General features: G+C 45.6%; 28 protein-coding genes and 1 riboswitch. Of the genes, 10 read left to right on the top strand and 18 right to left on the bottom strand.

What is annotated here, in order from left to right:
- The first annotated feature begins 70 nt into the window (after positions 1-70).
- The 3 genes from HY807_08210 to HY807_08200 are packed head-to-tail and all read left to right on the top strand — an operon-like array spanning position 71 to position 1032.
- Positions 71-574 carry a hypothetical protein gene (locus HY807_08210; GenBank protein MBI4826389.1) on the top strand — a complete coding sequence of 168 codons (504 nt, stop codon included), beginning with the start codon at positions 71-73 and terminating at the stop codon, positions 572-574.
- Positions 544-690 (top strand): type II toxin-antitoxin system RelE/ParE family toxin, encoded by a 147-nt coding sequence (locus HY807_08205; GenBank protein ID MBI4826388.1) that lies wholly within the window; start codon positions 544-546, stop codon positions 688-690. The genes HY807_08210 and HY807_08205 overlap by 31 nt, the downstream gene beginning before the upstream one ends.
- 18 nt (positions 691-708) lie before the next feature.
- Complete coding sequence (locus HY807_08200; GenBank protein MBI4826387.1) at positions 709-1032, top strand: HigA family addiction module antidote protein; 324 nt, start codon at positions 709-711, stop codon at positions 1030-1032.
- Between the two features lie 148 nt (positions 1033-1180).
- On the opposite strand, the gene HY807_08195 is transcribed toward HY807_08200, so the two are convergent.
- The 11 genes from HY807_08195 to trxA form a co-directional block, all read right to left on the bottom strand.
- Complete coding sequence (locus HY807_08195) at positions 1181-2437, bottom strand: insulinase family protein (protein MBI4826386.1); 1257 nt, start codon at positions 2435-2437, stop codon at positions 1181-1183.
- Positions 2438-2515: 78 nt separating this feature from the next.
- The gene (gene pnp, locus HY807_08190) at positions 2516-4600 is read right to left on the bottom strand and encodes a polyribonucleotide nucleotidyltransferase (protein MBI4826385.1); all 2085 of its coding nucleotides are present in this window, start codon (positions 4598-4600) and stop codon (positions 2516-2518) included.
- 7 nt (positions 4601-4607) lie between these two features.
- On the bottom strand, positions 4608-4877 hold the full coding sequence (gene rpsO / locus HY807_08185) for a 30S ribosomal protein S15 (protein ID MBI4826384.1): 270 nt from the start codon (positions 4875-4877) through the stop codon (positions 4608-4610).
- 97 nt (positions 4878-4974) lie between these two features.
- Positions 4975-5580, bottom strand: a complete 606-nt coding sequence (locus HY807_08180; protein ID MBI4826383.1) for a ribonuclease HII — start codon at positions 5578-5580, stop codon at positions 4975-4977.
- Positions 5581-5694: 114 nt separating this feature from the next.
- Positions 5695-6045, bottom strand: a complete 351-nt coding sequence (gene rplS, locus HY807_08175; GenBank protein MBI4826382.1) for a 50S ribosomal protein L19 — start codon at positions 6043-6045, stop codon at positions 5695-5697.
- Position 6046: 1 nt separating this feature from the next.
- Complete coding sequence (gene trmD, locus HY807_08170; protein MBI4826381.1) at positions 6047-6781, bottom strand: tRNA (guanosine(37)-N1)-methyltransferase TrmD; 735 nt, start codon at positions 6779-6781, stop codon at positions 6047-6049.
- Positions 6782-6866: 85 nt separating this feature from the next.
- Positions 6867-7097: a KH domain-containing protein gene (locus HY807_08165; GenBank protein MBI4826380.1), complete on the bottom strand. Its 231-nt coding sequence runs from the start codon at positions 7095-7097 to the stop codon at positions 6867-6869.
- A 30-nt stretch (positions 7098-7127) separates the two neighbouring features.
- A complete protein-coding gene (gene rpsP / locus HY807_08160) occupies positions 7128-7364 on the bottom strand; it encodes a 30S ribosomal protein S16 (protein MBI4826379.1) in 237 nt (78 codons plus the stop codon).
- A gap of 90 nt (positions 7365-7454) precedes the next feature.
- On the bottom strand, positions 7455-8774 hold the full coding sequence (ffh, locus tag HY807_08155) for a signal recognition particle protein (GenBank protein MBI4826378.1): 1320 nt from the start codon (positions 8772-8774) through the stop codon (positions 7455-7457).
- Positions 8775-8800: 26 nt separating this feature from the next.
- A complete protein-coding gene (gene trxB, locus HY807_08150) occupies positions 8801-9733 on the bottom strand; it encodes a thioredoxin-disulfide reductase (GenBank protein MBI4826377.1) in 933 nt (310 codons plus the stop codon).
- 14 nt (positions 9734-9747) lie between these two features.
- A complete protein-coding gene (trxA, locus tag HY807_08145; GenBank protein MBI4826376.1) occupies positions 9748-10071 on the bottom strand; it encodes a thioredoxin in 324 nt (107 codons plus the stop codon).
- Positions 10072-10246: 175 nt separating this feature from the next.
- On the opposite strand from trxA, the gene HY807_08140 reads away from it, so the two are divergent.
- The 7 genes from HY807_08140 (at position 10247) to HY807_08110 (ending at position 13512) form a co-directional block, all read left to right on the top strand.
- Positions 10247-11017, top strand: coding sequence for an alpha/beta hydrolase (locus HY807_08140; protein ID MBI4826375.1), 771 nt, complete (start codon positions 10247-10249; stop codon positions 11015-11017).
- 66 nt (positions 11018-11083) lie between these two features.
- Positions 11084-11464: a hypothetical protein gene (locus tag HY807_08135; GenBank protein ID MBI4826374.1), complete on the top strand. Its 381-nt coding sequence runs from the start codon at positions 11084-11086 to the stop codon at positions 11462-11464.
- Positions 11465-11501: 37 nt separating this feature from the next.
- Positions 11502-11705, top strand: coding sequence for a hypothetical protein (locus tag HY807_08130; GenBank protein ID MBI4826373.1), 204 nt, complete (start codon positions 11502-11504; stop codon positions 11703-11705).
- Entirely contained in the window at positions 11698-12258 is a 561-nt protein-coding gene (locus tag HY807_08125) for a nucleotidyltransferase (GenBank protein MBI4826372.1), read from the top strand. The genes HY807_08130 and HY807_08125 overlap by 8 nt, the downstream gene beginning before the upstream one ends.
- Before the next feature lie 99 nt (positions 12259-12357).
- Positions 12358-12834, top strand: coding sequence for a hypothetical protein (locus HY807_08120; GenBank protein MBI4826371.1), 477 nt, complete (start codon positions 12358-12360; stop codon positions 12832-12834).
- 115 nt (positions 12835-12949) lie between these two features.
- Positions 12950-13258: a DUF4258 domain-containing protein gene (locus HY807_08115; GenBank protein MBI4826370.1), complete on the top strand. Its 309-nt coding sequence runs from the start codon at positions 12950-12952 to the stop codon at positions 13256-13258.
- A 2-nt stretch (positions 13259-13260) separates the two neighbouring features.
- Complete coding sequence (locus tag HY807_08110) at positions 13261-13512, top strand: YgiT-type zinc finger protein (protein ID MBI4826369.1); 252 nt, start codon at positions 13261-13263, stop codon at positions 13510-13512.
- Between the two features lie 15 nt (positions 13513-13527).
- Here the strand turns inward: HY807_08110 and mtgA are convergent, their stop codons facing one another.
- From mtgA to HY807_08075, 7 genes are all read right to left on the bottom strand, one after another.
- Positions 13528-14277, bottom strand: a complete 750-nt coding sequence (gene mtgA / locus HY807_08105) for a monofunctional biosynthetic peptidoglycan transglycosylase (GenBank protein MBI4826368.1) — start codon at positions 14275-14277, stop codon at positions 13528-13530.
- A gap of 3 nt (positions 14278-14280) precedes the next feature.
- Positions 14281-15570 carry a phosphomethylpyrimidine synthase ThiC gene (gene thiC, locus HY807_08100; GenBank protein ID MBI4826367.1) on the bottom strand — a complete coding sequence of 430 codons (1290 nt, stop codon included), beginning with the start codon at positions 15568-15570 and terminating at the stop codon, positions 14281-14283.
- A 10-nt stretch (positions 15571-15580) separates the two neighbouring features.
- Entirely contained in the window at positions 15581-16204 is a 624-nt protein-coding gene (gene thiE, locus HY807_08095) for a thiamine phosphate synthase (protein MBI4826366.1), read from the bottom strand.
- Between the two features lie 108 nt (positions 16205-16312).
- Positions 16313-17083: a thiazole synthase gene (locus HY807_08090; protein MBI4826365.1), complete on the bottom strand. Its 771-nt coding sequence runs from the start codon at positions 17081-17083 to the stop codon at positions 16313-16315.
- A 2-nt stretch (positions 17084-17085) separates the two neighbouring features.
- Positions 17086-17286 (bottom strand): sulfur carrier protein ThiS, encoded by a 201-nt coding sequence (thiS, locus tag HY807_08085; protein MBI4826364.1) that lies wholly within the window; start codon positions 17284-17286, stop codon positions 17086-17088.
- Between the two features lie 104 nt (positions 17287-17390).
- The gene (gene hydG / locus HY807_08080) at positions 17391-18701 is read right to left on the bottom strand and encodes a [FeFe] hydrogenase H-cluster radical SAM maturase HydG (GenBank protein MBI4826363.1); all 1311 of its coding nucleotides are present in this window, start codon (positions 18699-18701) and stop codon (positions 17391-17393) included.
- A gap of 43 nt (positions 18702-18744) precedes the next feature.
- A riboswitch (TPP riboswitch) is annotated at positions 18745-18854 on the bottom strand.
- Positions 18855-18918: 64 nt separating this feature from the next.
- Positions 18919-19144 (bottom strand): PIN domain-containing protein (locus tag HY807_08075; protein ID MBI4826362.1); only part of this gene is annotated, 226 nt, incomplete at its 5' end.

Raw genomic sequence — 19144 nt, 5'->3', positions numbered from 1 at the left:
ATCAATCCAGCGGATTGCGCTCCGCGCAACCGCTGATTTCTGGCGTTAAAGAAAAAACAATAGAAGGCATATGGCTAAACAGAAAGCTAAATCAAACGTAATTCCTTTACTGGGCAAAAAGACACAAGAGAAACCGAGATGTGGGCTTTGCGGGAAAAAGACGAATCTGATCCAGACAGTTTGTTGCGGAAACTGGATATGTAATGATGAACATAAATATGTCATATTTTCCTATGCCAGAAATAGTTGCAGCAGGAATCATAGAAGCTGCACCTTGTGCGGTTATCATCAGACTGAAGGACACAGCGGCAACTGGAAAGACTGCCTGGAATGCAGGCGATCCTTTAAAACGGAAATGTACGTTTGGTACGGGACTAATGAATACAATTTTGAAAAGCTTGAGAACCCGCCTGCTTACGAACCTACAAAATGCTCCCGATGCGGGATCATTATTAATTTAGGGACTGATGGTTATTCACAGCTTGGGGATCAATATTGGTGTGAAGAATGCCATGACATACTGACAAAAGAAAAGATACAGGAATACAAAAAGAATCAAAAAACAAAGAAGTGATTAATAAGGATGACCGAATTGGACAGCACAGCATACGGATTAACGATCAGTTCCGCATTTGTTTTGCGTGGATGGACGATGGTGCAGAAGACGTTGAAATTACCGATTATCACTAAATAAGGAGGTGGAGGAAGATGATTCGCATACCAACACATAGAGAGCCGACCCACCCCGGTGAGATACTTCTTGAAGAATTTTTAATTCCTATGGGTATAACCCAGCGGGAATTGGCAGATGAAATCCATGTCCCCTACCAGAGGATTAACGAGATCATCAATAAACGCCGCGGCGTGACGCCCAGCACAGCTTTAAGACTCGCAAAATTCTTTGGTGTTTCAGAAGATTTCTGGATGAATCTGCAACTTAGATGGGATATGCATAATGCGAAACTGAATGAGGCAAAAGAATTAAAGACAATTAAGGCCGTCAGAATGAACGAGGCATTGACACATTCATAGCAAGGTACAAGAGACTAAGGAGTTTCTTTCTTTATCAGGCTCATGGGATGATGAACGAACTGCTGAGGAAATCATTGATGATGTAAAGAAGAGCAGAAAGAAAGGCAAACGATTTGAAATAAAAAAATGAAACTATCCGGCAGGAAAACTACTTCAGTATCTTCTCAAAATCGTTAACATCCCCTTCGCTTACCGGGCCGTAAACTGTCAGGGCAAACGGGCTGTTGTTAATGAGTTTTCGGGCAAAGGCTTGAAGGTCTTCAAGAGAGACTGAATCTACAAATTTCAATGTCTCTTCAGGCGTATAATATCTGCCGTAGTTTATCTCCTGCCTTGCGATGCTGGTCATCCTGCTGTTCATGGACTCAAGTGCGAAGATAAGGCTGCCCTTAAGCTGGTTCTTTGCCCTGACAAGCTCTTCTGATGTGACCGTATCTGAGATATTCCTTATCTCATTCACGGTGATATCAACCACCTCTTTGACATGGCTCTTGTCAGTGCCCGCATAAACGCCCCAGAGCCCGTTATCGGAATATGAAGAGTTATAAGAGCCTATTGAATATACAAGGCCCCGTTTCTCCCTTACCTCCTGAAAGAGCCTTGAGCTTGCGCCGGCGCCGATGATCGTGTTGAGGAGATACATCTTGTATCTTTCAGGGCTCTTTGCAGAGATGCCTTTAAGGCCGAGACAGATATGCGACTCTGAGAGGTCTTTGGCTACAATGTTAAGGGCGCCGTTAAATTTCTGAAGCGGCAGATCTCCTGCTGTAGAGGCATTGTCAAGGCACCCGATAGTCTTTTCAAGATGCTCGACAAGAAGGCTCTCATTAAAGTTACCGCTGCACGCGACAACGATATTGCCTGCTCCGTATTTTTCTTTCCTGTATTGTGTAAGAGTGTCTCTCTTGAATCCGTCTATAACCTCAAGCCTTCCGAGAACTGAAAGACCGAGCCCCTCCTCGCTCCATACACTTTTGCTGAAGAGATCATGAACCAGATCAGACGGCGAATCCTCGACCATCTTTATCTCTTCAGCGATAATACCCTTCTCTTTTTCTATATCTTCGGAAGGAAGTGTAGAGTTCTGAAAAATATCGGTCAGGAGTTCAAGCGCCTTGCCAAGGTGGTCATCAAGCACCTTTATATAGAAGGTTGTGTTCTCGGTCGAAGTGAAGGCGTTGAGTTCCGCACCGAGGTTGTCAGACTCCATTGCGATCTCCTTCGCGTTTCTCTTCAGAGTGCCCTTGAAGAACATGTGCTCCAGAAAATGCGAGATACCGTTATTCGCGAGGTTCTCATACCTTGCGCCTGTATTTACCCAGATGCCGACACAGACGGAACGGACATCATTTGATTTATATGATACTAACGGGATACCGTTGTTAAGGAGCGTCTTTTTATACATTCGGATATGATACTGTTAGAATGAAACTAAAAGTAGAAAATCAGGTTTTCCCCTGTCGGAGAAAACCCTGTAGAGCCCTTATGAATTCTCTGGCATGGCATCTTTACGGCTGACGCCTACCTTGCCGGTTTTATCAAGCTTGATGACCTTTACAGGGAAGACATCTCCCTCTTTTATCTCGTCAGAGACGTTTTCAACTCTCTTGTTTGATATCTGGGAGATATGAAGCAGAGCCTCTTTTCCGGGCAATATCTCTACAAAAGCGCCGAAGTCAACCACCCTCATTACCTTGGCATTATATATTTTACCCATCTCAGGCTCTTCCAATATGCCCTTGATAATGTCAATCGCCTTCTGTGCTGATGCCTCATCATTTGAGGCGATGCTGACAAGGCCCGTATCATCTACATTGATCTTGGCGCCGGTCTCCTCTATTATGCCTCTTATGACCTTGCCGCCCGTTCCGATGATATCCCTTATCTTGTCGGTCTTGATCATCATGGTGTATATCCTCGGAGCATACTTTGCGAGGTCTTCCCTTGGCGTTGTAAGGACTTCGTTCATCTTCCCGAGAATATGGAGCCTGCCCTTCTTTGCCTGTTCAAGCGCCACTTCCATTATCTGCTTTGTAACGTCGCTGATCTTGACATCCATCTGGAAGGCGGTTATCCCCTCTGAAGTGCCGGTCACCTTAAAATCCATATCACCGAGGTGGTCTTCAAGTCCCAGTATGTCCGTAAGAACTACTGTCTTGTCACCTTCTTTAATGAGTCCCATGGCTATACCGGCAACAGGCGCCTTTATAGGCACGCCCGCATCCATAAGAGCCATAGTTCCGCCGCAGACGGTAGCCATTGAAGAAGAACCGTTGGATTCAAGTATGTCGGATACTATTCTTATTGTGTATGGGAATTTGTCCCTTGCAGGAAGCATGGTCTTCAACGCACGCTCAGCAAGCATGCCGTGGCCGATCTCTCTCCTGCCCGCGCCCCGGAGAGATTTTACTTCTCCTACGCTGAAAGGCGGGAAATTGTAATGCAGCATGAACGCCTTTTTATACTCTCCCTCAAGAGAATCTATCCTCTGCTCATCATCCGAGGTGCCGAGTGTAACAACGGTCAGAGCCTGTGTCTCTCCCCTTTGAAAGAGGGCTGAACCGTGAGCCCTTGGAAGTATTCCCACATCGCAGTTTATCTTCCTGACCTCGTCCGGCTTTCTGCCGTCAGCCCTAAGGCCCTTTTCGAGGATCATATTCCTGACCAGGTCTTTCTCTATTTTTTCGAATCCGGATGATATATCCCTTGATATGTCATTCTCTGCTGTATTCAGTTCAGCAATCGCATCACTTTTTATAATATCAAGGGCTGACTGACGCATCAATTTGTCCGGGATCGTAATTGCCCCCTTGATCTTCTCAATGCAGAGCGAAGAAATTTTGTTCAATAACTCTTCATTTGCCTCAGGCGGAGTGACCGTTCTCTTTTCCTTGCCTGCTATTGAGACAAAATCTTTCTGCAGTTGGACATAACGTTTTATCTCATTATGGGCAAGCTCAAGCGCCTGAAGAAGGACAGCCTCAGACACCTCTGTTCCTCCTCCCTCAACCATCATAACTGCATTCTCAGTGCCTGCTACAACGAGAGAGAAGTCACATGAATCGGTCTCCTGCAGGTTCGGGTTCAGGATAAATGAACCGCCCAGGATGCCCACCCTTACAGCGCCAACAGGGCCGTCAAAAGGTATATTAGAGATACTAAGTGCCGCAGACATGCCTATAATGCCGAGTATGTCTGATATATTCTCTTCGCCAAATGAAAGGACAGAGACTATGCCCTGAGTTTCTGAATAAAAACCATCCGGAAAAAGAGGCCTTGTCGGCCTGTCAATGAGGCGGGATGTCAGGGTCTCCTTTTCAGTCGCCCTTCCTTCTCTCTTAAAGAAACCGCCGGGAATCTTGCCGGCAGCGTAGGTCTTCTCCTGATAGTCAATGGTGAGTGGAAAAAAATCTATATCTTTTCTTGCTTCCTTCTTTGCAACTACTGTCGCGAGCACCATGGTGTCGCCATATTTTACAATAACAGAGCCGTCTGCCTGCTTTGCAAATTTTCCGGTTTCAAGGACAAGCGAATTGCTTCTTACTTTAAGTTCAACTTTTTTTATCATTTAGAAACTAACCCCTTAAGCCGAGCTCATCAATGAGCTTATCATAGCGCTTTCTCTCTGTTTTCTTCAGATAGCCAAGCAGCCTGCGTCTTCTCCCCACAAGCTTCAGAAGCCCCTTTCTGGAGTTCTGGTCTTTTTTGTGGGTCTGAAAATGCGACATAAGAGCGTTTAGTCTCTCGCTTATCAAAGCGATCTGAACCTCCGGAGAACCTGTGTCAGTCCCGTGAAGTTCAAACTTTTTAATTATCTCGGTCTTCTTTTCGTTATAAGTTGCCATTTAATTTTCCTTTCCTTATTTAGCGAATAAAATTATAGCACAAGACTTCTGTGGATGTAAACAATGTTTTGTAAAAAATAAAATTATGCATTAATCGTTAAACTTTAACCTTGGCAAAACTCTTTCTATGGATCGGGCAGGGCCCGTGCAGAGAGAGGCATTCGATATGATCCCTGGTCCCGTATCCCTTATGAGCAATGAAATTGTAACCGGGATACTCCACATGGTAATCAAGCATAATATCATCCCTTACTACCTTTGCAACAACAGATGCGGCGGCAATCGAAGCGCTTTTGGCATCACCCTTTATTATATTCTCCTGCCTTATATTTATATCCGACAGTTTAACAGCATCGATCAATAAAATATCCGGCTTCAACACAAGGCCCTCAAGCGCAGTCTTCATGGCAAGCTTTGTAGCCTGAAGAATATTTATCCTGTCTATGATCCCTGCATCTATTATGCCGACTCCGACATCGGTACACCTGCTCACAACCTCCCAGAATATCCTCTTCCTTTTTTTTTCGGGTATCTTCTTTGAATCATCAAGCCCGTGTATGACAAGTCCCGCCGGAAGGATCACCGCTGCTGCGACAACCGGACCGGCAAGCGGCCCCCTTCCTGCCTCATCAATGCCGGCTATAACAGAAAAGTACCTGCGTATATCCTCATCATATAAAAAGTTTGGCGGTAGGGCGTTCATCTTAAACTAAGGCCTCAATAAAAGCACAATGCTCAAAATTCAATAAAAAGAAATGAGCAAAACTCAATGAGTTCTGCTCATCATTACTATTATTCTGCCTGAACCTGGTTATAGTTATAAAGAGATGAAGGACTTTTCTTTGATCTTTGCAGCCTTACCCTTTTTGCCTCTCAGATAATAGAGCTTTGCCCTTCTCACAACGCCTCTTTTTACGACCTCAATCCCATCAACAAGCGGAGAATGAAGGGGGATGATCCTTTCAACTCCTACTCCATATGAAACCTTTCTGACTACAAAATTCTCGCGGATACTGCCCCCGCTGCGGGCGATGACCACCCCTTGATAAGCCTGGATCCTCTCCTTTTCCCCTTCCTTGACCTTCATCTTCACATTAACGGTATCACCTATCCTGAAATGGGGTATCTCTTTCTTAAAACCCTCTTCTATCGTCTTTATAGCGTTCATTTTACTGCTCCTCCTTGATCTCTGAGATCAGTATTTTATCTAAGTCGGTTAAATTAATCTTTTTAAGCAGTTCCGGCCTCATCTGCATGGTCTTTCTCAGCGCCTCTTTCCTTCTCCAGGCCTCTATATCCTTATGATTGCCGGATATGAGCACCTCCGGGACTCCAAGCCCTCTGAACTCCCTGGGCCTTGTGTAGTGGGGATAGTCAAGCAAACCCCATGAAAACGACTCATCCTCAATCGACCTTTCATCACCCAGAACACCCGGGATAAGCCTTGTAACAGCATCTATTATGACAAGGGCAGCGAGTTCCCCGCCTGTCAATACATAGTCTCCGATAGAGACCTCTTCATCAACAAGCGAGAACCTTACCCTCTCGTCAATTCCTTCATAACGGCCGCATATAAATACCAGCCTCTTCTCTTCCCTTGAGAATTCCTCTGCCATTGCCTGGTCAAAGGTCTTTCCCTGCGGAGTCAGAAGGACAACCCTTCTCGGCTCCCCATCCTCACTAAGGGCATCCATCGCCTTGAATACCGGCTCGGGTTTAAATACCATGCCCGGCCCGCCGCCAAAGGGATAATCATCTGTTTCTTTATGCCTGCCTGCGGCAAAGTCCCTTATATTGCAGACTCTTGCGTCAAGCAGCCCCTTTTGCTGCGCTTTCTTTAGAATTCCTTCATCAAGATAAGCGCTTATTATCTCAGGGAAGATAGTTAAAACATCACATCTCATATTTAAGCCTTATAATTGAAGAAGAGGAGCAGACTCCTCCTCTTCAGTAAGGCAGTAATATATTAATGATATATATTGCAGCAGGTTATTCCAGAATTTCAAGGACAGCGCGCTTCCCTAACTTTGTACCTGTAGCGCTCAGGATTGTCCTCATCGCCCTTGCTGTCTTGCCCTGCTTCCCGATCACCTTTCCGAGATCGCCTGTTGCGACACGAAGCTCAAAAACCACAGTCTTCTCCCCGTCTATCTCAGCAACTGATACCTCATCCGGGTTGTCAACCAGCGACTTAGCCATTTTCTCAACCAGCTCTTTCATATCAACCTCCGTACAAATTCGGGATGATAATTAGATCCCGGAGATTTGCAAAAGTTTTTTTACTGAAGATGATGGCTGTGCCCCGCAACCGAGCCAGTATTTAGCCCTTTCCGTATCGATCTTGATCGTTGAAGGATCAGTCAAGGGGTTATATGTCCCGATTATCTCAAGAAATACTCCGTCTCTCGGCTTTCTTGAGTCTGCCACGATCACCCTGTAAAACGGCTGTTTTTTTGCGCCTTTTCTTGTTAGTCTTATCTTTACCAAAGCTTTCCTCCGTTCATATTTGTAGCTTGTAATAATACATAATTTATAACATAAGTTACAAGTGCAAGGATATTCCCAATTAATAATGAATTAAAATTTAAACTGCGGCATGCTGAAGCCTTTACCCATTTTAAACCTCTTCATCATCTTTTTCATGCCAAGATGCTGCTTGAGCAGTTTATTGACTTCAGCAATGGTCCTGCCGCTCCCTGCAGCTATTCTCTTCTTTCTGCCGGCGGTTATGAGAACACGGTTCGCTCTCTCATCCTTTGTCATGGAATCGATAATCGCCTCAACACTGACAAAAGCGCTGTCGTCTATGTTGACACCTTTAAGCTGTTTGCTCATTCCGGGGATCATATTCAGGACATTTTCCAGAGGGCCCATCTTTTTTATCTGTTTTATCTGGCTCTTGAGATCCTCAAAGGTGAACCTGTCCTTTTTCAGGCTCTCTTCAAGCTTCATTGACTCTTTTACATCCACAGCCTCTTGAGCCTTCTCGACAAGGCTGACGACATCCCCCATGCCGAGTATCCTTGAAGCCATTCCATCAGGGCTGAAGGGCTCGAGGAAATCTATCTTTTCACCGACTCCTATGAACTTTATGGGTTTCCCGGTAATAGAAAGTATAGACAGAGCGGCGCCGCCTCGCGCGTCACCGTCCATCTTTGTGAGGATGATGCCGCTCAGGTCAAGCCTGTCGTTAAATGACTTTGCGATATTAACGGCATCCTGTCCTGTCATGGCATCGGCAACAAGCAGTATCTCATGCGGGTTTGATTCTCTCTTGATATCCTCAAGCTGCACCATCAGGTCATCATCTATATGAAGACGTCCGGCTGTATCAAGCAGAATGACATCTCTTCCATCGACATTTGCCTTCTTAAGAGCCATTGGAAATACACCAACCGGATTATCTCCGGGCTTTGTCTCATAAACAGGAACTTCGATCTGCGAACCAAGCGCCTTAAGCTGCTCTATCGCTGCCGGCCTTTCAGTATCCAGCGCGACAAGCATCGGCCTTCTTCCATCTTTTTTAAACTTCTTTGCAAGCTTGGCTATTGTAGTGGTCTTACCTGAACCGTGCAGGCCTACCAGCATAATGACAGTCGGCGGATTCGGGGCAAGGGATATTTTACTCTGGCCTCCGCCCATAAGCGCACAGAGCTCATCATGAACTATCTTTACGACCTGCTGGCCCGGAGTGATGCTGTCAATGACCTCTTTGCCTACGGCCCTGTCCTTGACCTTTTCAGTAAAGTCCTTGACGACCTTAAAGCTCACGTCAGCCTCAAGGAGCGCGATCCTTATCTCCTTCATGGCGGCAGCGATATCATCCTCCCTAAGGAGGCCGCGGCCCTTCAGCTTCTTTAATATGCCGTCTAATCTTTCTGATAATGATTCAAACATGATCTCACTCTATAATTAATGACTGATTATTGATCCTCGTTAAAGTTATTCTCTATATATTTTTCAGCGGACATGGCGGCTGTAGCGCCGTCACCAACTGCGGTGCATATCTGTTTTAATGACCCTGCCCGTATATCGCCTACACCATATACTCCCGGAGCTGATGTGGCCATCCTGTCGTCTGAAATTATGTAGCCTTTGTCATCAAGGCGGACAATACCTTTAAGAAATGCGGAATTCGGATTATACCCGACATATATAAAGACCCCGTGGACATCAAGCACAGACTTTTCACCGGTCTTGACATTCTTTATATGCAGGGCTTTTACTCCGCTCTCACCCTCTATCCTTTCAGGCACGGAGTCAAGTATGAATTTAACCTTGGGGTTTGAGGAAGCCCTCTCCTGCGCTATCATGGCCGCCCTGAAACGGTCGCGCCTGTGCACAATATAGACCATCTCGGCAAACCTGGTGAGAAACATCGCCTCCTCAACAGCAGAGTCTCCTCCGCCGATCACCGCAAGCTTCTCCCCCTTAAAAAATGCGCCGTCGCATATCGCGCAATATGAAACGCCTTTGCCCCTCAACTCGCCCTCACCAGCTATGTTTAAAAGCTTGGGGCTCGCTCCGGTAGCAAGAATAACGGTCTTTGACTCGTACTGAATGCCGTTCTCAAGTGTTATACGCTTGATCTTGTCCTTTAGAGAGACCTCGGTTACCGATCCCTGGATAATATCAAGCCCGAACTTTGTGGCGTGCTTTTCAAATCTCTGAGAGAGCTCAGCTCCGGAAATACCTTCCTCAAAGCCGGGGTAGTTCTCGACCCACTCAGTGGTCATTACCTGTCCGCCTGCAAAACCCTTTTCAATTAGAAGGGTCTTCAGCCTTGCCCTTGAAGCATAAAGCCCTGCTGTAAGACCAGCAGGGCCTCCGCCGATAATTATTACATCCAAGCTCATTTTTTTATTTATTACTATAGGAGGGAGTTTATTTTCGCTGCAAGCGTAGCCTTCGGCACAGCGCCGACAAGCTGGTCTATATTCTTACCGTTCTTAAAGAACATAAGTGTAGGAATACCCCTGATATTAAAGCGGCTTGCAAGGTCAGGATTTTCATCTGTATTGATCTTGCCGAAAGCAGCCTTGCCTGCATATTCAGTGGCAAGTTCTTCCACGATCGGACTTATTATCTTGCACGGCCCGCACCATGTCGCCCAGAAATCAACAACAACCAGGCCCGCAGCCTGAGCCACATCCTTCTCAAATGAAGCGCTTGTCACATTTATAACGTCACCCATGATCCCCTCCTGTATAATGTTTTATCTGATAGATAATATTCTTGAAACAGATTAATTATATTGCTTGGATAAACTCTTTGTCAATTATTAATTATTGCCGCATTTATAATAGATAACATCACAATAATACATTGAAAATAATATGTATCACGTTTAAAATCGGGGATACCCTGAAATGAACAAAACCATATTCATGATCCACGGGATGATGGCAGGCCCGTGGTGCTGGGAAAATTACAGAAACTTTTTTGAGGCAAAAGGATACCGGTGCGTCATCCCGTCATTAAGGTATCACGACATGGATCCGGCTGACACTCCTCATCTTAAATTGGGGAGAACTGGCCTGCTCGATTATATTGAAGACCTTGAGAAAGAGATATCGAAACTCGATGCTCCTCCGGTAATAATGGGGCATTCAATGGGAGGACTTCTGGCTCAGATACTTGTGAGCCGCAACCTTGCAGAGGCAGCGGTACTGCTTTGCCCTGCCCCGCCGTACGGAGTTATGGCTCTAAAGCCTTCGGCTGTCAAATGTTTTTCAGAGGTGCTGATGACATGGGGCTTCTGGAGAAAACCATTCCGATTCTCATTTGATAAAACGGTTTACTCATGTCTTCATCTAATGCCTGAGGAAGGTCAGAAAGCGGCATACGGTAAATTGGTATATGAATCAGGGAGAGCGGCGTTTGAGATAGGCCTCTGGTTTCTCGACAACAAGAAAGCGGCAATGGTAAATCCCGAAAAGATTAAATGTCCCTTACTTGTAATCTCAGGAAAAGAGGACCGCATAATCCCTGCATCAGTGGTAAAAAAGGTGGCGGACAAATACGAGTCCGTTTCAACCTATAAAGAGTTTGCCAATCACGCGCATTGGGTAATAGGAGAACCGGGCTGGGAGGAGATAGCGGAACTCATACATGAGTGGCTTGGGGAACGTGTTGATTAAACTTCATGCTTTGTATTTTTTTAGCTAATAATTTATTATTTTCAATATTTCAAAAGGAGAAACATCATGCCAGAGATAAAGAGCAGAGAAGAAGGCCCGGTGCCGGGAATAGATTATTCAGAGATACATATCCCCGATGATAACGACCTCGGGACAGGGACTTTCAAGACCGTGCTTAAAGAAGATATAATGGGCAAGATAAACCCGATAATCAGCAGCGTAGCCAATGAGCCTGACTTCCTGATGCTTGTCACGATAAACACAGCCATTGAGGAGATCAATGTCATGCTTGGGAAAACAGAAAAAGCGCCTCCTGTTTCCCGCGCTTTCTTCAGCATCCCGAAAGAGGTCGACATCAAAGCCGCGCACACTATTGACGCGCACTTTAAGGAATGGAAAGTGACAGAGGTTGAGCTGGACGGGCAGAAGCTGGAGATGCTTATCTAACCGTTAATTCTCATCTTTGTGATGTTATAATACGTGCATGGTTAAAGACTCCAAAGTTCTAAGAGAGTTTGAAAGAAATGAGATGAAAAAAGAGAGGCTTTCTTATTCAGAGTCTCTCAGGATTTTTGAATCTCTCTGGAACGAAGCCGTGAGCCTCGGAGTCCTTCCCCTAAAGAACCCGCTTGAAGGTATTGAAACTAATGTCAGAATAGCCCGCATCCTCAATTCTCAATATGTTTGAAAAACTCATCTCAAAAGTCACTCAACTTTTGACTGAAAACAATATCCCTTACATGATAATAGGCGGACAGGCGGTGCTTCTTTATGGAACTCCCAGGTTGACGAGGGATATAGATATAACACTTGGGATATCCATAGATGAGTTGACCGAAATAGAAACGATCTGTAATTCAGCAGACCTCTTGATCATTCCTGATGACCACACAGATTTTGTAAACAAAACTCACGTCCTGCCTGTCAAAGATAAAGCTACCGGAATTAGGGTTGATCTTATTTTCTCCTTTACCTCCTACGAAAGAGAGGCGATAGAAAGGGCCAATAAAATCAAAATTGACACCACATTGGTGAACTTTGCTTCTGTTGAGGATGTAATCATACACAAAATATTTGCAGGAAGGCCGCGTGATATTGAAGATGTAAGAAATGTAATTATTAAAAACCCGGATATCGATAAACAGTATATTGAAAAATGGCTTGCTGAATTTGATAAAACTTTAGATGGAGCAGATTTCAGCGATTCTTTTAAAGCGATATTAAAAGATTTGAATAATTGACAGAGGTTGAACTGGACGGAGTGAAGCTGGAGATATTATACTGACCGGTAATTCTCATCTTTGTATTAATTGTTTAGCATCTCAGAGTTGTAGCGATATATGAAACTTGAATTATTACCAAGAATTGAGCCGGATAAGGCAGTGATAGTCTTATCTACAAAAAGAGGTATATATTTTTGGTTCAGCAAAGACACAGATAATCTCATATATATAGGCATAGCATTAGGTGCCGGAGGCTTAAAGAAAAGAATTGTAAGCCAGCATCTTAATCCAGCGTACTTAGAATTTAGACCAGAGAAGCATACTGAAAAAGATAGATTTCAATTAGAGCATGCCATCCATCGTATAAGTAAAGACGAGAAAAATGTTCGATATGGTATTGATAAGAGCGCATTTAGAAAATCCATCGGGAGAAAACTAAAACTTAAGCCTGGGATAGAAACTGTTACATATATAATGAAAAATCTATATTTAAAAGTTTTCGAATCTGAAAACATTAGTATTGTCAGAGCACTTGAAATTGACCTAATTAAAAAATATGAACCGGTATTCAATACCTCACACAATACGAAATAGGCATAACCCTTATAAGGCCTCATGTTTTCTCAATCCCGGCGAATCCGCAGATGCGAAAAGGGTAACAAACCGCCGTTAGCGGAAATGTCAGTTTTAAGATATAATTGATTACGGAATGCTTGAGATAAAATGGATACAGGAACGAGTCAGGAAAGGCGAGTATTATGTCTCAAAACATGGAGACATGGAAAGACAAAATGATAACCTCGCGCTAACAGAAGTAGAAGAGGCTTTGCTTTCCGGCAGAATTTTGGAACAGTATGAAGATAGCGGCCGCGGGGCGAGTTGTTTAGTTGTAGGATTTACGGAAGCAGGAAAGCCGGTTCATGTAGTTTGCGGCACACGGGGTAAAGAGATGGTTATCATTACTGTATATATTCCGCGTCCGCCGAAATTTATAACTCCATACGAAAGGAGAAAATAACAATGGTCAAGGTTTGTAATTTTTGCGGGAATAAAAACTTTACGAAGAAGAATGTCCAGTATATTTACAAGCATGATGACCAGTTTCTTGTTGTAAACAGTGTGCCGTGCGAGGAATGCGAGTATTGCGGAGAGCAGTATTTTGAGGCAAAAGTCTTAAAAAAGGTAGAAGAAAATTTTAAAGCTATCTACATTTCAGGTAAAAAAGCAAAGAGAAAAGTTTCAGTGCCTGTAGAGGAATTTGCTGAGATTTAAATATAGCAAGGGCGTTTATTCCTCACCACCACCCGCCTCATCATACTCAGGCGCCACAATGCCGCGTTTCACCATGATGCTGTAAATAAGACGGGAGCGGTTCGCCACATATCTGGAATCGCCGAGCGGATTGAACTTGCGCGGATTAGGCAGTACAGCCGCGAGCCTTGAGGCTTCCTCAGGTCCGAGGGCAGATGCCGGTTTATTATAGTAATGCCTTGCAGCAGCCTCTATGCCGAATATCCCCTTGTCTCCCCATTCCGCGACATTCAGGTAAAGTTCGAGTATCCGCTTTTTTGAGAGCGCCTTTTCCATGCGCCATGTTATGACCGCCTCCCTGATCTTTCTGAGAGGACTTTTTGACGGAGAGAGAAAGAGGTTCTTCGCAAGCTGCTGGCTGATGGTGCTTGCGCCGACTTTGAACTTCTTTGCCTTTACATCCTTTTCCACAGCCTTCTGTATCGCCTCATAATCAAATCCCTCATGGCTCCAGAACTTATCATCCTCTCCTATGAGGACAGCCTTAGCAAGATAAGGCGATATTTTATTAAGCGGAACCCACTCCTGTATGACCTTGTATTTTTTCCCGTCGCGCGCCCATTCATCTTCGCGATATTTCATGAACGCAGTCTTCTCAGGGTTCTCCTTCTTGAGCGCGGAGATATTGGGATAGACGAACTGAAACGCAATGATACCGGCGATGATGAGGAATATTATTAAGAATGCCCTTTTAAAAAAAGTCCCCTTCTTTTTTTTCTTTGCCATCGTCTACTTCTTTTTCAAAGCCGCCTCGACCGTCTTTATCGCGCAGAACTCTCCGCACATGCTGCAAACCTCTGACTCTGTAGGCGGAACCAGGTCGCGCTTCTTTCTGACTCCTTCAGGGTCAAAGCTCAGGGCTATCTGGCCGTTCCAGTCAAGCGCCTTTCTTCTTCTTGCCATCTCATTATCCATCTCTATCGCGCCTTTGACGCCTTTGGCGATATCAGCGGCGTGCGCTGCTATCTTTAAAGCGATGACCCCTTCTTTCACATCATCAAGATCTGGGAGCCTTATGTGTTCTGAAGGCGTGACGTAACAGAGAAAGTCCGCGCCAGCTGCTCCGCCTATCGCCCCGCCTATCGCGGCTGCGATGTGGTCATAGCCCATTGCAATGTCAGTGACAAGCGGGCCAAGCACATAGAATGGCGCGCCCTTGCATATCTCCTTCTGCATGCGGATATTCAACTCAACCTGATTTATCGGGACATGCCCGGGGCCTTCTATTATTACCTGCACGCCTGCATCAACAGCCCTATCCCGCAATTCGCCGAGCGTAAGCAGTTCATCGATCTGCGTCCTGTCTGTCGCGTCTGAGAGGCATCCCGGCCGCGCGCTGTCGCCGAGGCTCAATGTGAGATCATATTTTCTCGCCATCTCAAGGAGCCTGTCATACTCTTCATATAGCGGGTTCTCCCTGTCATTGTAGATCATCCATTCAACAAGGAAGGAGCCGCCGCGGCTGACGATATCGAGTATCCTGCCCTCGTCACGCAGCGTCTGGATTGTCCTTCTTGTGAATCCGCAGTGAACAGTGACAAAGTCCACACCCTCTTTTGCATGCTCCTCTATCGTCTGAAAAAGCATCTCAGCAGACATCTTGGCTATAGCGCCTTCCCTCTCAACCGTCCTGACTATCGCCTCATATATCGGAACCGTCCCGACTGAAATAGGCGACCTCTTCATAAGCAGGTTCCTGATCTCCTTTATAGGCCCTCCTGTAGAAAGATCCATCACAGCATCCGCGCCGTACTTCACAAGAACATCGAGCTTCTGCATCTCGGTCTCAAGACAAATGCTGTCCTTTGATGTTCCGATATTGGCATTCACCTTTGTGCGAAGCCCCTTCCCGATACCGAGCGGTTTTATGTTGTGAAGTATATTCCTTGAGATAACTGTCAGGCCGTTGGCAATATCCTGCGAAAGCTGTTCAGCGCTCATCTGTTCATCAAGCGCAACCGCCCTCATCTCGTCGGTGATGATGCCCTTTTTTGCGAGGTCTATCCTTGTCTCTTTTATATCAGCCATTTTATTCTCCTAAAATATTTATTAGTTCCCTTGTTTTTTCTTTTATGTCAACAGCGCATAATATCTCTGATATCATTGCCGCACCGAATGCGCCGGACTTCTTGACCTCATCTATATTCTCAGCCTTCACGCCGCCAAGCGCGAAGACAGGTATATTTATTTTTCTGCTGACATTTTTTAATACATCAATGCCGAGTGGTTTGCCATACTTTAATTTTGAAGGCGTTTTGTAGACCGGCCCGAATGTGATGAAATCAGCCCCGCCCTTTTCCGCCTCTTTCGCCTCTTTCATAGAATGTGTTGAAACTCCTATCAACAACTTATTCTTTACAGCCTTTCTCACCGCATCAGCCGGGATGCTCTTCTGTGTAAGATGAACTCCGTCTGCTCCGACCGCAAGCGCGATATCAAGCCTGTCATTAATGAAGAGCTTCGCATCATACTTTGCAGTCAGTTCTCTCATCTTGTAAGCCAGCTTTAATAACTCTCTTGTCTCAAGATCCTTCTCTCTAAGCTGTACAGCCTTCACCCCGCCGAGCAGAGCTTGCCTGACGGCAGCAGTCAGCGAACAGCGGTCAGCTATCAGCTTTCTGTCGGTAATTAAATAGAGCTTAAAATTAATCATTTATTCTTTCTTCTGTCATTCCGGCTTGTCCGGAATCTTCCCTTTATAAATTAAAGATGGATTTCGGACAAGCCGGAATGACAAACATTGTTAGCTTAACCACTATCCTTACAGCATCCCGGTTATCGGGCTGCTCGCAGTCGCGTATAATTTCTTCTCTATCCTTCCTGCCTTATATGAAAGGCGTCCGGCAATCACGCCATGCTTCATCGCGGTTGCCATCATTACAGGATCCTTTGCCCCTGCAATAGCTGTGTTAAGAAGCACGGCGTCACTTCCAAGTTCCATGGCGATCGCCACATCCGCTGCGCTACCGACTCCGGCATCTACAATAATAGGCACCTTTGCCTGCTCAAGTATTATCTTTAAGTTGTAAGGATTTCTTATCCCGAGCCCTGATCCTATCGGAGCTGCAAGAGGCATGACAGCGGCAGCGCCAGCATCAACAAGCCTGAGCGCCATGACCGGGTCATCATTTATATAAGGGAGGACGATGAATCCCTCTTTCGCCAAAATCTCCGTGGCCTTTAAAGTTGCGCAGGCATCAGGAAAGAGCGTCTTCTCATCGCCTATGACCTCGATCTTTATCAGGTCAGATACGCCCGTCTCCCTTGCGAGCCTTGCGTACCTGAGCGCATCCTCAAGCGTGAAGCACCCGGCGGTGTTGGGAAGTATCTTGTACTTCTTCGGGTCTATGTAATCGAGAAGGTTCTCAGACTTGCTGTCAAAGATATTTGTGCGTCTCACGGCAACGGTCACAACATCAGCGCCCGATGCCTCGATCGCATCTTTGGTCTGCTGAAAGTCCTTGTACTTTCCTGTTCCAACCCAGAGACGGGATTTGAATTCAATGCCTTTGATAACCAGTTTATCTTCCATATCTATCCTCCTCCGACAAAGTTAACTATCTCTACCGCATCCCCTTCTTTCAGATAATGATCATTGAAGTTGCACCTTTTTATGATCTTCAAATTAATCTCAACCGCAACCCTCTCAGGTTCGATATTCAGGTTTTCAAGAAGGCAGAATATCGTGATGCTCTCATCTACTTCTGATTCTATTCCATTTATTTTGAGTTTCATATATATCCCTTCTATTCGTCATTCTGGCTTGTCCAGAATCTATGGTTCGACAGGCTCACCATGACATGATTGTCACCCTGAGCTTGTCGAAGGGCGATGCCTATTTATATATGCACATCTCTCTTGCCTTGTTCAATAAGCTTGATCTTCTCAGCAAACCCATTTGAGCTTTTTGCGATCTCTTCATCAAGCATCTTTGCTAATTTATCTTTCACTTCGCCTGACGCGCAGTCTTCGAGATATTCCTTGAGGCTCAAAAGCGCATTCTCGTGACAGAAATTCTTCATGCCCTCTTTTTCCGCAAGCTCTCTGAACCTTCCGCCGCTTCTGCCTTCCCTGTAACAGGCTGTGCAAAGGCTCGGCACAAGCCCGAGGCTGACTATCTTTTCGATAACTTCTTCAAGGCTCCTGGCATCTCCTATCTCAAATTGTTCTGTGTCGCCGTCATGCAGATAGCCTGACGGGCTGGTTCTGGAACCTGCTGATATCTGCGACGCGCCGATAGACAAAAGCGCATCCCTTATCTCCGGCTGTTCCCTTGTAGATATGACAACTCCGACATAAGGCAGCGCCAGCCTGTATATGGCAACTATCTTCTTCAGGTCATGGTCAGATACGCGATATCTCTTAAGCTCAACCTCAGAACCTTCAGCAGGCTGAAGCCTCGGTACTGAAAGCGTGTGCGGCCCAAAGCCGTATTTATTTATCAATCTCCTGCTGTGCGAGATCAATGCCGCAACCTCCCATCGCCAATCATAAAGCCCAAGCAGAACGCCCATGCCCACATCCTCAAATCCCGCCTCTATCGCCCTGTCCATTACGCCGAGCCTCCAGGCGTAATCTGATTTAGCTCCGGTCGGATGCATGTGCCTGTAAGTCGGGATGTGATATGTCTCCTGAAAACACTGATACACGCCGATGCCAGCAGATTTCAGCCTTCTGAAATCTTCCACGCTCATCGGCGCAGTGTTCGCGTGAAGTATGCGTATGTCGGTCTTATCATAAATGGAATGGATGACCTTCTCCAGATAATCTATCCCGGCAACCTTTGTGTGCTCGCTCGTAACAAGAAGCAGCCTCTTGTAGCCCCTGCCGGAAAGCAGTTTCGATTCTTCCACCGCCTCATCAACCGTAAGCGTCTTTCTTACGGCATCTTTATTCCCTGTTCTGAATCCGCAATAGAGGCAGTCATTCACGCATTCGTTTGATAGATATAGCGGCGCAAAGAGAACGATCCTCTTGCCGTAGACCTTCTCCTTCACCTTACCGGCAGCCTCAAATATCTCATCCCATAGCCCATTGTCCTCAAGCGCAAGAAGGCTTGATACCTCAGACATGTCAAGGACTTGAAGACCGAGAGACTTTGCAAGTATCTCGCGGATGTGTGCAGGGTCTGTGTTAATTTTCTTATTCATTGTCGTAAAAATAAAAAACCGTATCCCAGAAAGGAATACGGTGAATGATTCTTCCTCCCTTTCCTCCGCCGGGATTAACCGGTTCAGGTTCAAGGGGTCTCCTTCCGGTAAGTCGGAAGAACTCTCAGGCTGTTGCCTCCCCCAGGGTAGTTAAAGTATAGCGTTAAGGAAAAAAGAGAGTCAAGCAGATGATGGCTTCCCGCAATCAGAATTATACTCACACAGCCAGTTCAATCTTTAAAAAACGTTTTATCTCTTTAAAATGTTTATCAAGAGTGAAGAGTCTGCATCGGTTCTCATCGGCAATCACGGCGATGTAGCAGTCCACGAGATGAACAGTGATCCCTTTTTTCTTCATCTGAAATGAAAGCCTTCCTGCTTTCTCCCATGTTCCATCCTGCTGGTCAAGGATCGTAAAAGCCCCTATGAACTCGCCGATAGCC

The sequence above is a fragment of the Nitrospirota bacterium genome, assembly GCA_016207885.1.
Classification (GTDB): domain Bacteria; phylum Nitrospirota; class Thermodesulfovibrionia; order UBA6902; family UBA6902; genus JACQZG01.
The sequence above is the reverse complement of the archived record's forward strand: the minus strand, read 5'-3'. Positions and strand labels throughout refer to the sequence as shown.

Coding starts and splice junctions, on each gene's coding strand:
- HY807_08140 (MBI4826375.1), top strand. CDS start 10,247: ATGAACAAAACCATATTCATGATCCACGGGATGATGGCAGGCCCGTGG.
- mtgA (MBI4826368.1), bottom strand. CDS start 14,277: ATGGCAAAGAAAAAAAAGAAGGGGACTTTTTTTAAAAGGGCATTCTTA.
- rplS (MBI4826382.1), bottom strand. CDS start 6,045: ATGAACGCTATAAAGACGATAGAAGAGGGTTTTAAGAAAGAGATACCC.
- HY807_08110 (MBI4826369.1), top strand. CDS start 13,261: ATGGTCAAGGTTTGTAATTTTTGCGGGAATAAAAACTTTACGAAGAAG.
- HY807_08125 (MBI4826372.1), top strand. CDS start 11,698: ATGTTTGAAAAACTCATCTCAAAAGTCACTCAACTTTTGACTGAAAAC.
- HY807_08135 (MBI4826374.1), top strand. CDS start 11,084: ATGCCAGAGATAAAGAGCAGAGAAGAAGGCCCGGTGCCGGGAATAGAT.
- pnp (MBI4826385.1), bottom strand. CDS start 4,600: ATGATAAAAAAAGTTGAACTTAAAGTAAGAAGCAATTCGCTTGTCCTT.
- thiS (MBI4826364.1), bottom strand. CDS start 17,286: ATGAAACTCAAAATAAATGGAATAGAATCAGAAGTAGATGAGAGCATC.
- ffh (MBI4826378.1), bottom strand. CDS start 8,774: ATGTTTGAATCATTATCAGAAAGATTAGACGGCATATTAAAGAAGCTG.
- rpsO (MBI4826384.1), bottom strand. CDS start 4,877: ATGGCAACTTATAACGAAAAGAAGACCGAGATAATTAAAAAGTTTGAA.
- HY807_08120 (MBI4826371.1), top strand. CDS start 12,358: ATGAAACTTGAATTATTACCAAGAATTGAGCCGGATAAGGCAGTGATA.
- trxB (MBI4826377.1), bottom strand. CDS start 9,733: ATGAGCTTGGATGTAATAATTATCGGCGGAGGCCCTGCTGGTCTTACA.
- HY807_08210 (MBI4826389.1), top strand. CDS start 71: ATGGCTAAACAGAAAGCTAAATCAAACGTAATTCCTTTACTGGGCAAA.
- HY807_08180 (MBI4826383.1), bottom strand. CDS start 5,580: ATGAACGCCCTACCGCCAAACTTTTTATATGATGAGGATATACGCAGG.
- HY807_08115 (MBI4826370.1), top strand. CDS start 12,950: ATGCTTGAGATAAAATGGATACAGGAACGAGTCAGGAAAGGCGAGTAT.
- HY807_08130 (MBI4826373.1), top strand. CDS start 11,502: ATGGTTAAAGACTCCAAAGTTCTAAGAGAGTTTGAAAGAAATGAGATG.
- thiE (MBI4826366.1), bottom strand. CDS start 16,204: ATGATTAATTTTAAGCTCTATTTAATTACCGACAGAAAGCTGATAGCT.
- HY807_08165 (MBI4826380.1), bottom strand. CDS start 7,097: ATGAAAGAGCTGGTTGAGAAAATGGCTAAGTCGCTGGTTGACAACCCG.
- HY807_08195 (MBI4826386.1), bottom strand. CDS start 2,437: ATGTATAAAAAGACGCTCCTTAACAACGGTATCCCGTTAGTATCATAT.
- trmD (MBI4826381.1), bottom strand. CDS start 6,781: ATGAGATGTGATGTTTTAACTATCTTCCCTGAGATAATAAGCGCTTAT.
- HY807_08090 (MBI4826365.1), bottom strand. CDS start 17,083: ATGGAAGATAAACTGGTTATCAAAGGCATTGAATTCAAATCCCGTCTC.
- trxA (MBI4826376.1), bottom strand. CDS start 10,071: ATGGGTGACGTTATAAATGTGACAAGCGCTTCATTTGAGAAGGATGTG.
- hydG (MBI4826363.1), bottom strand. CDS start 18,701: ATGAATAAGAAAATTAACACAGACCCTGCACACATCCGCGAGATACTT.
- HY807_08200 (MBI4826387.1), top strand. CDS start 709: ATGATTCGCATACCAACACATAGAGAGCCGACCCACCCCGGTGAGATA.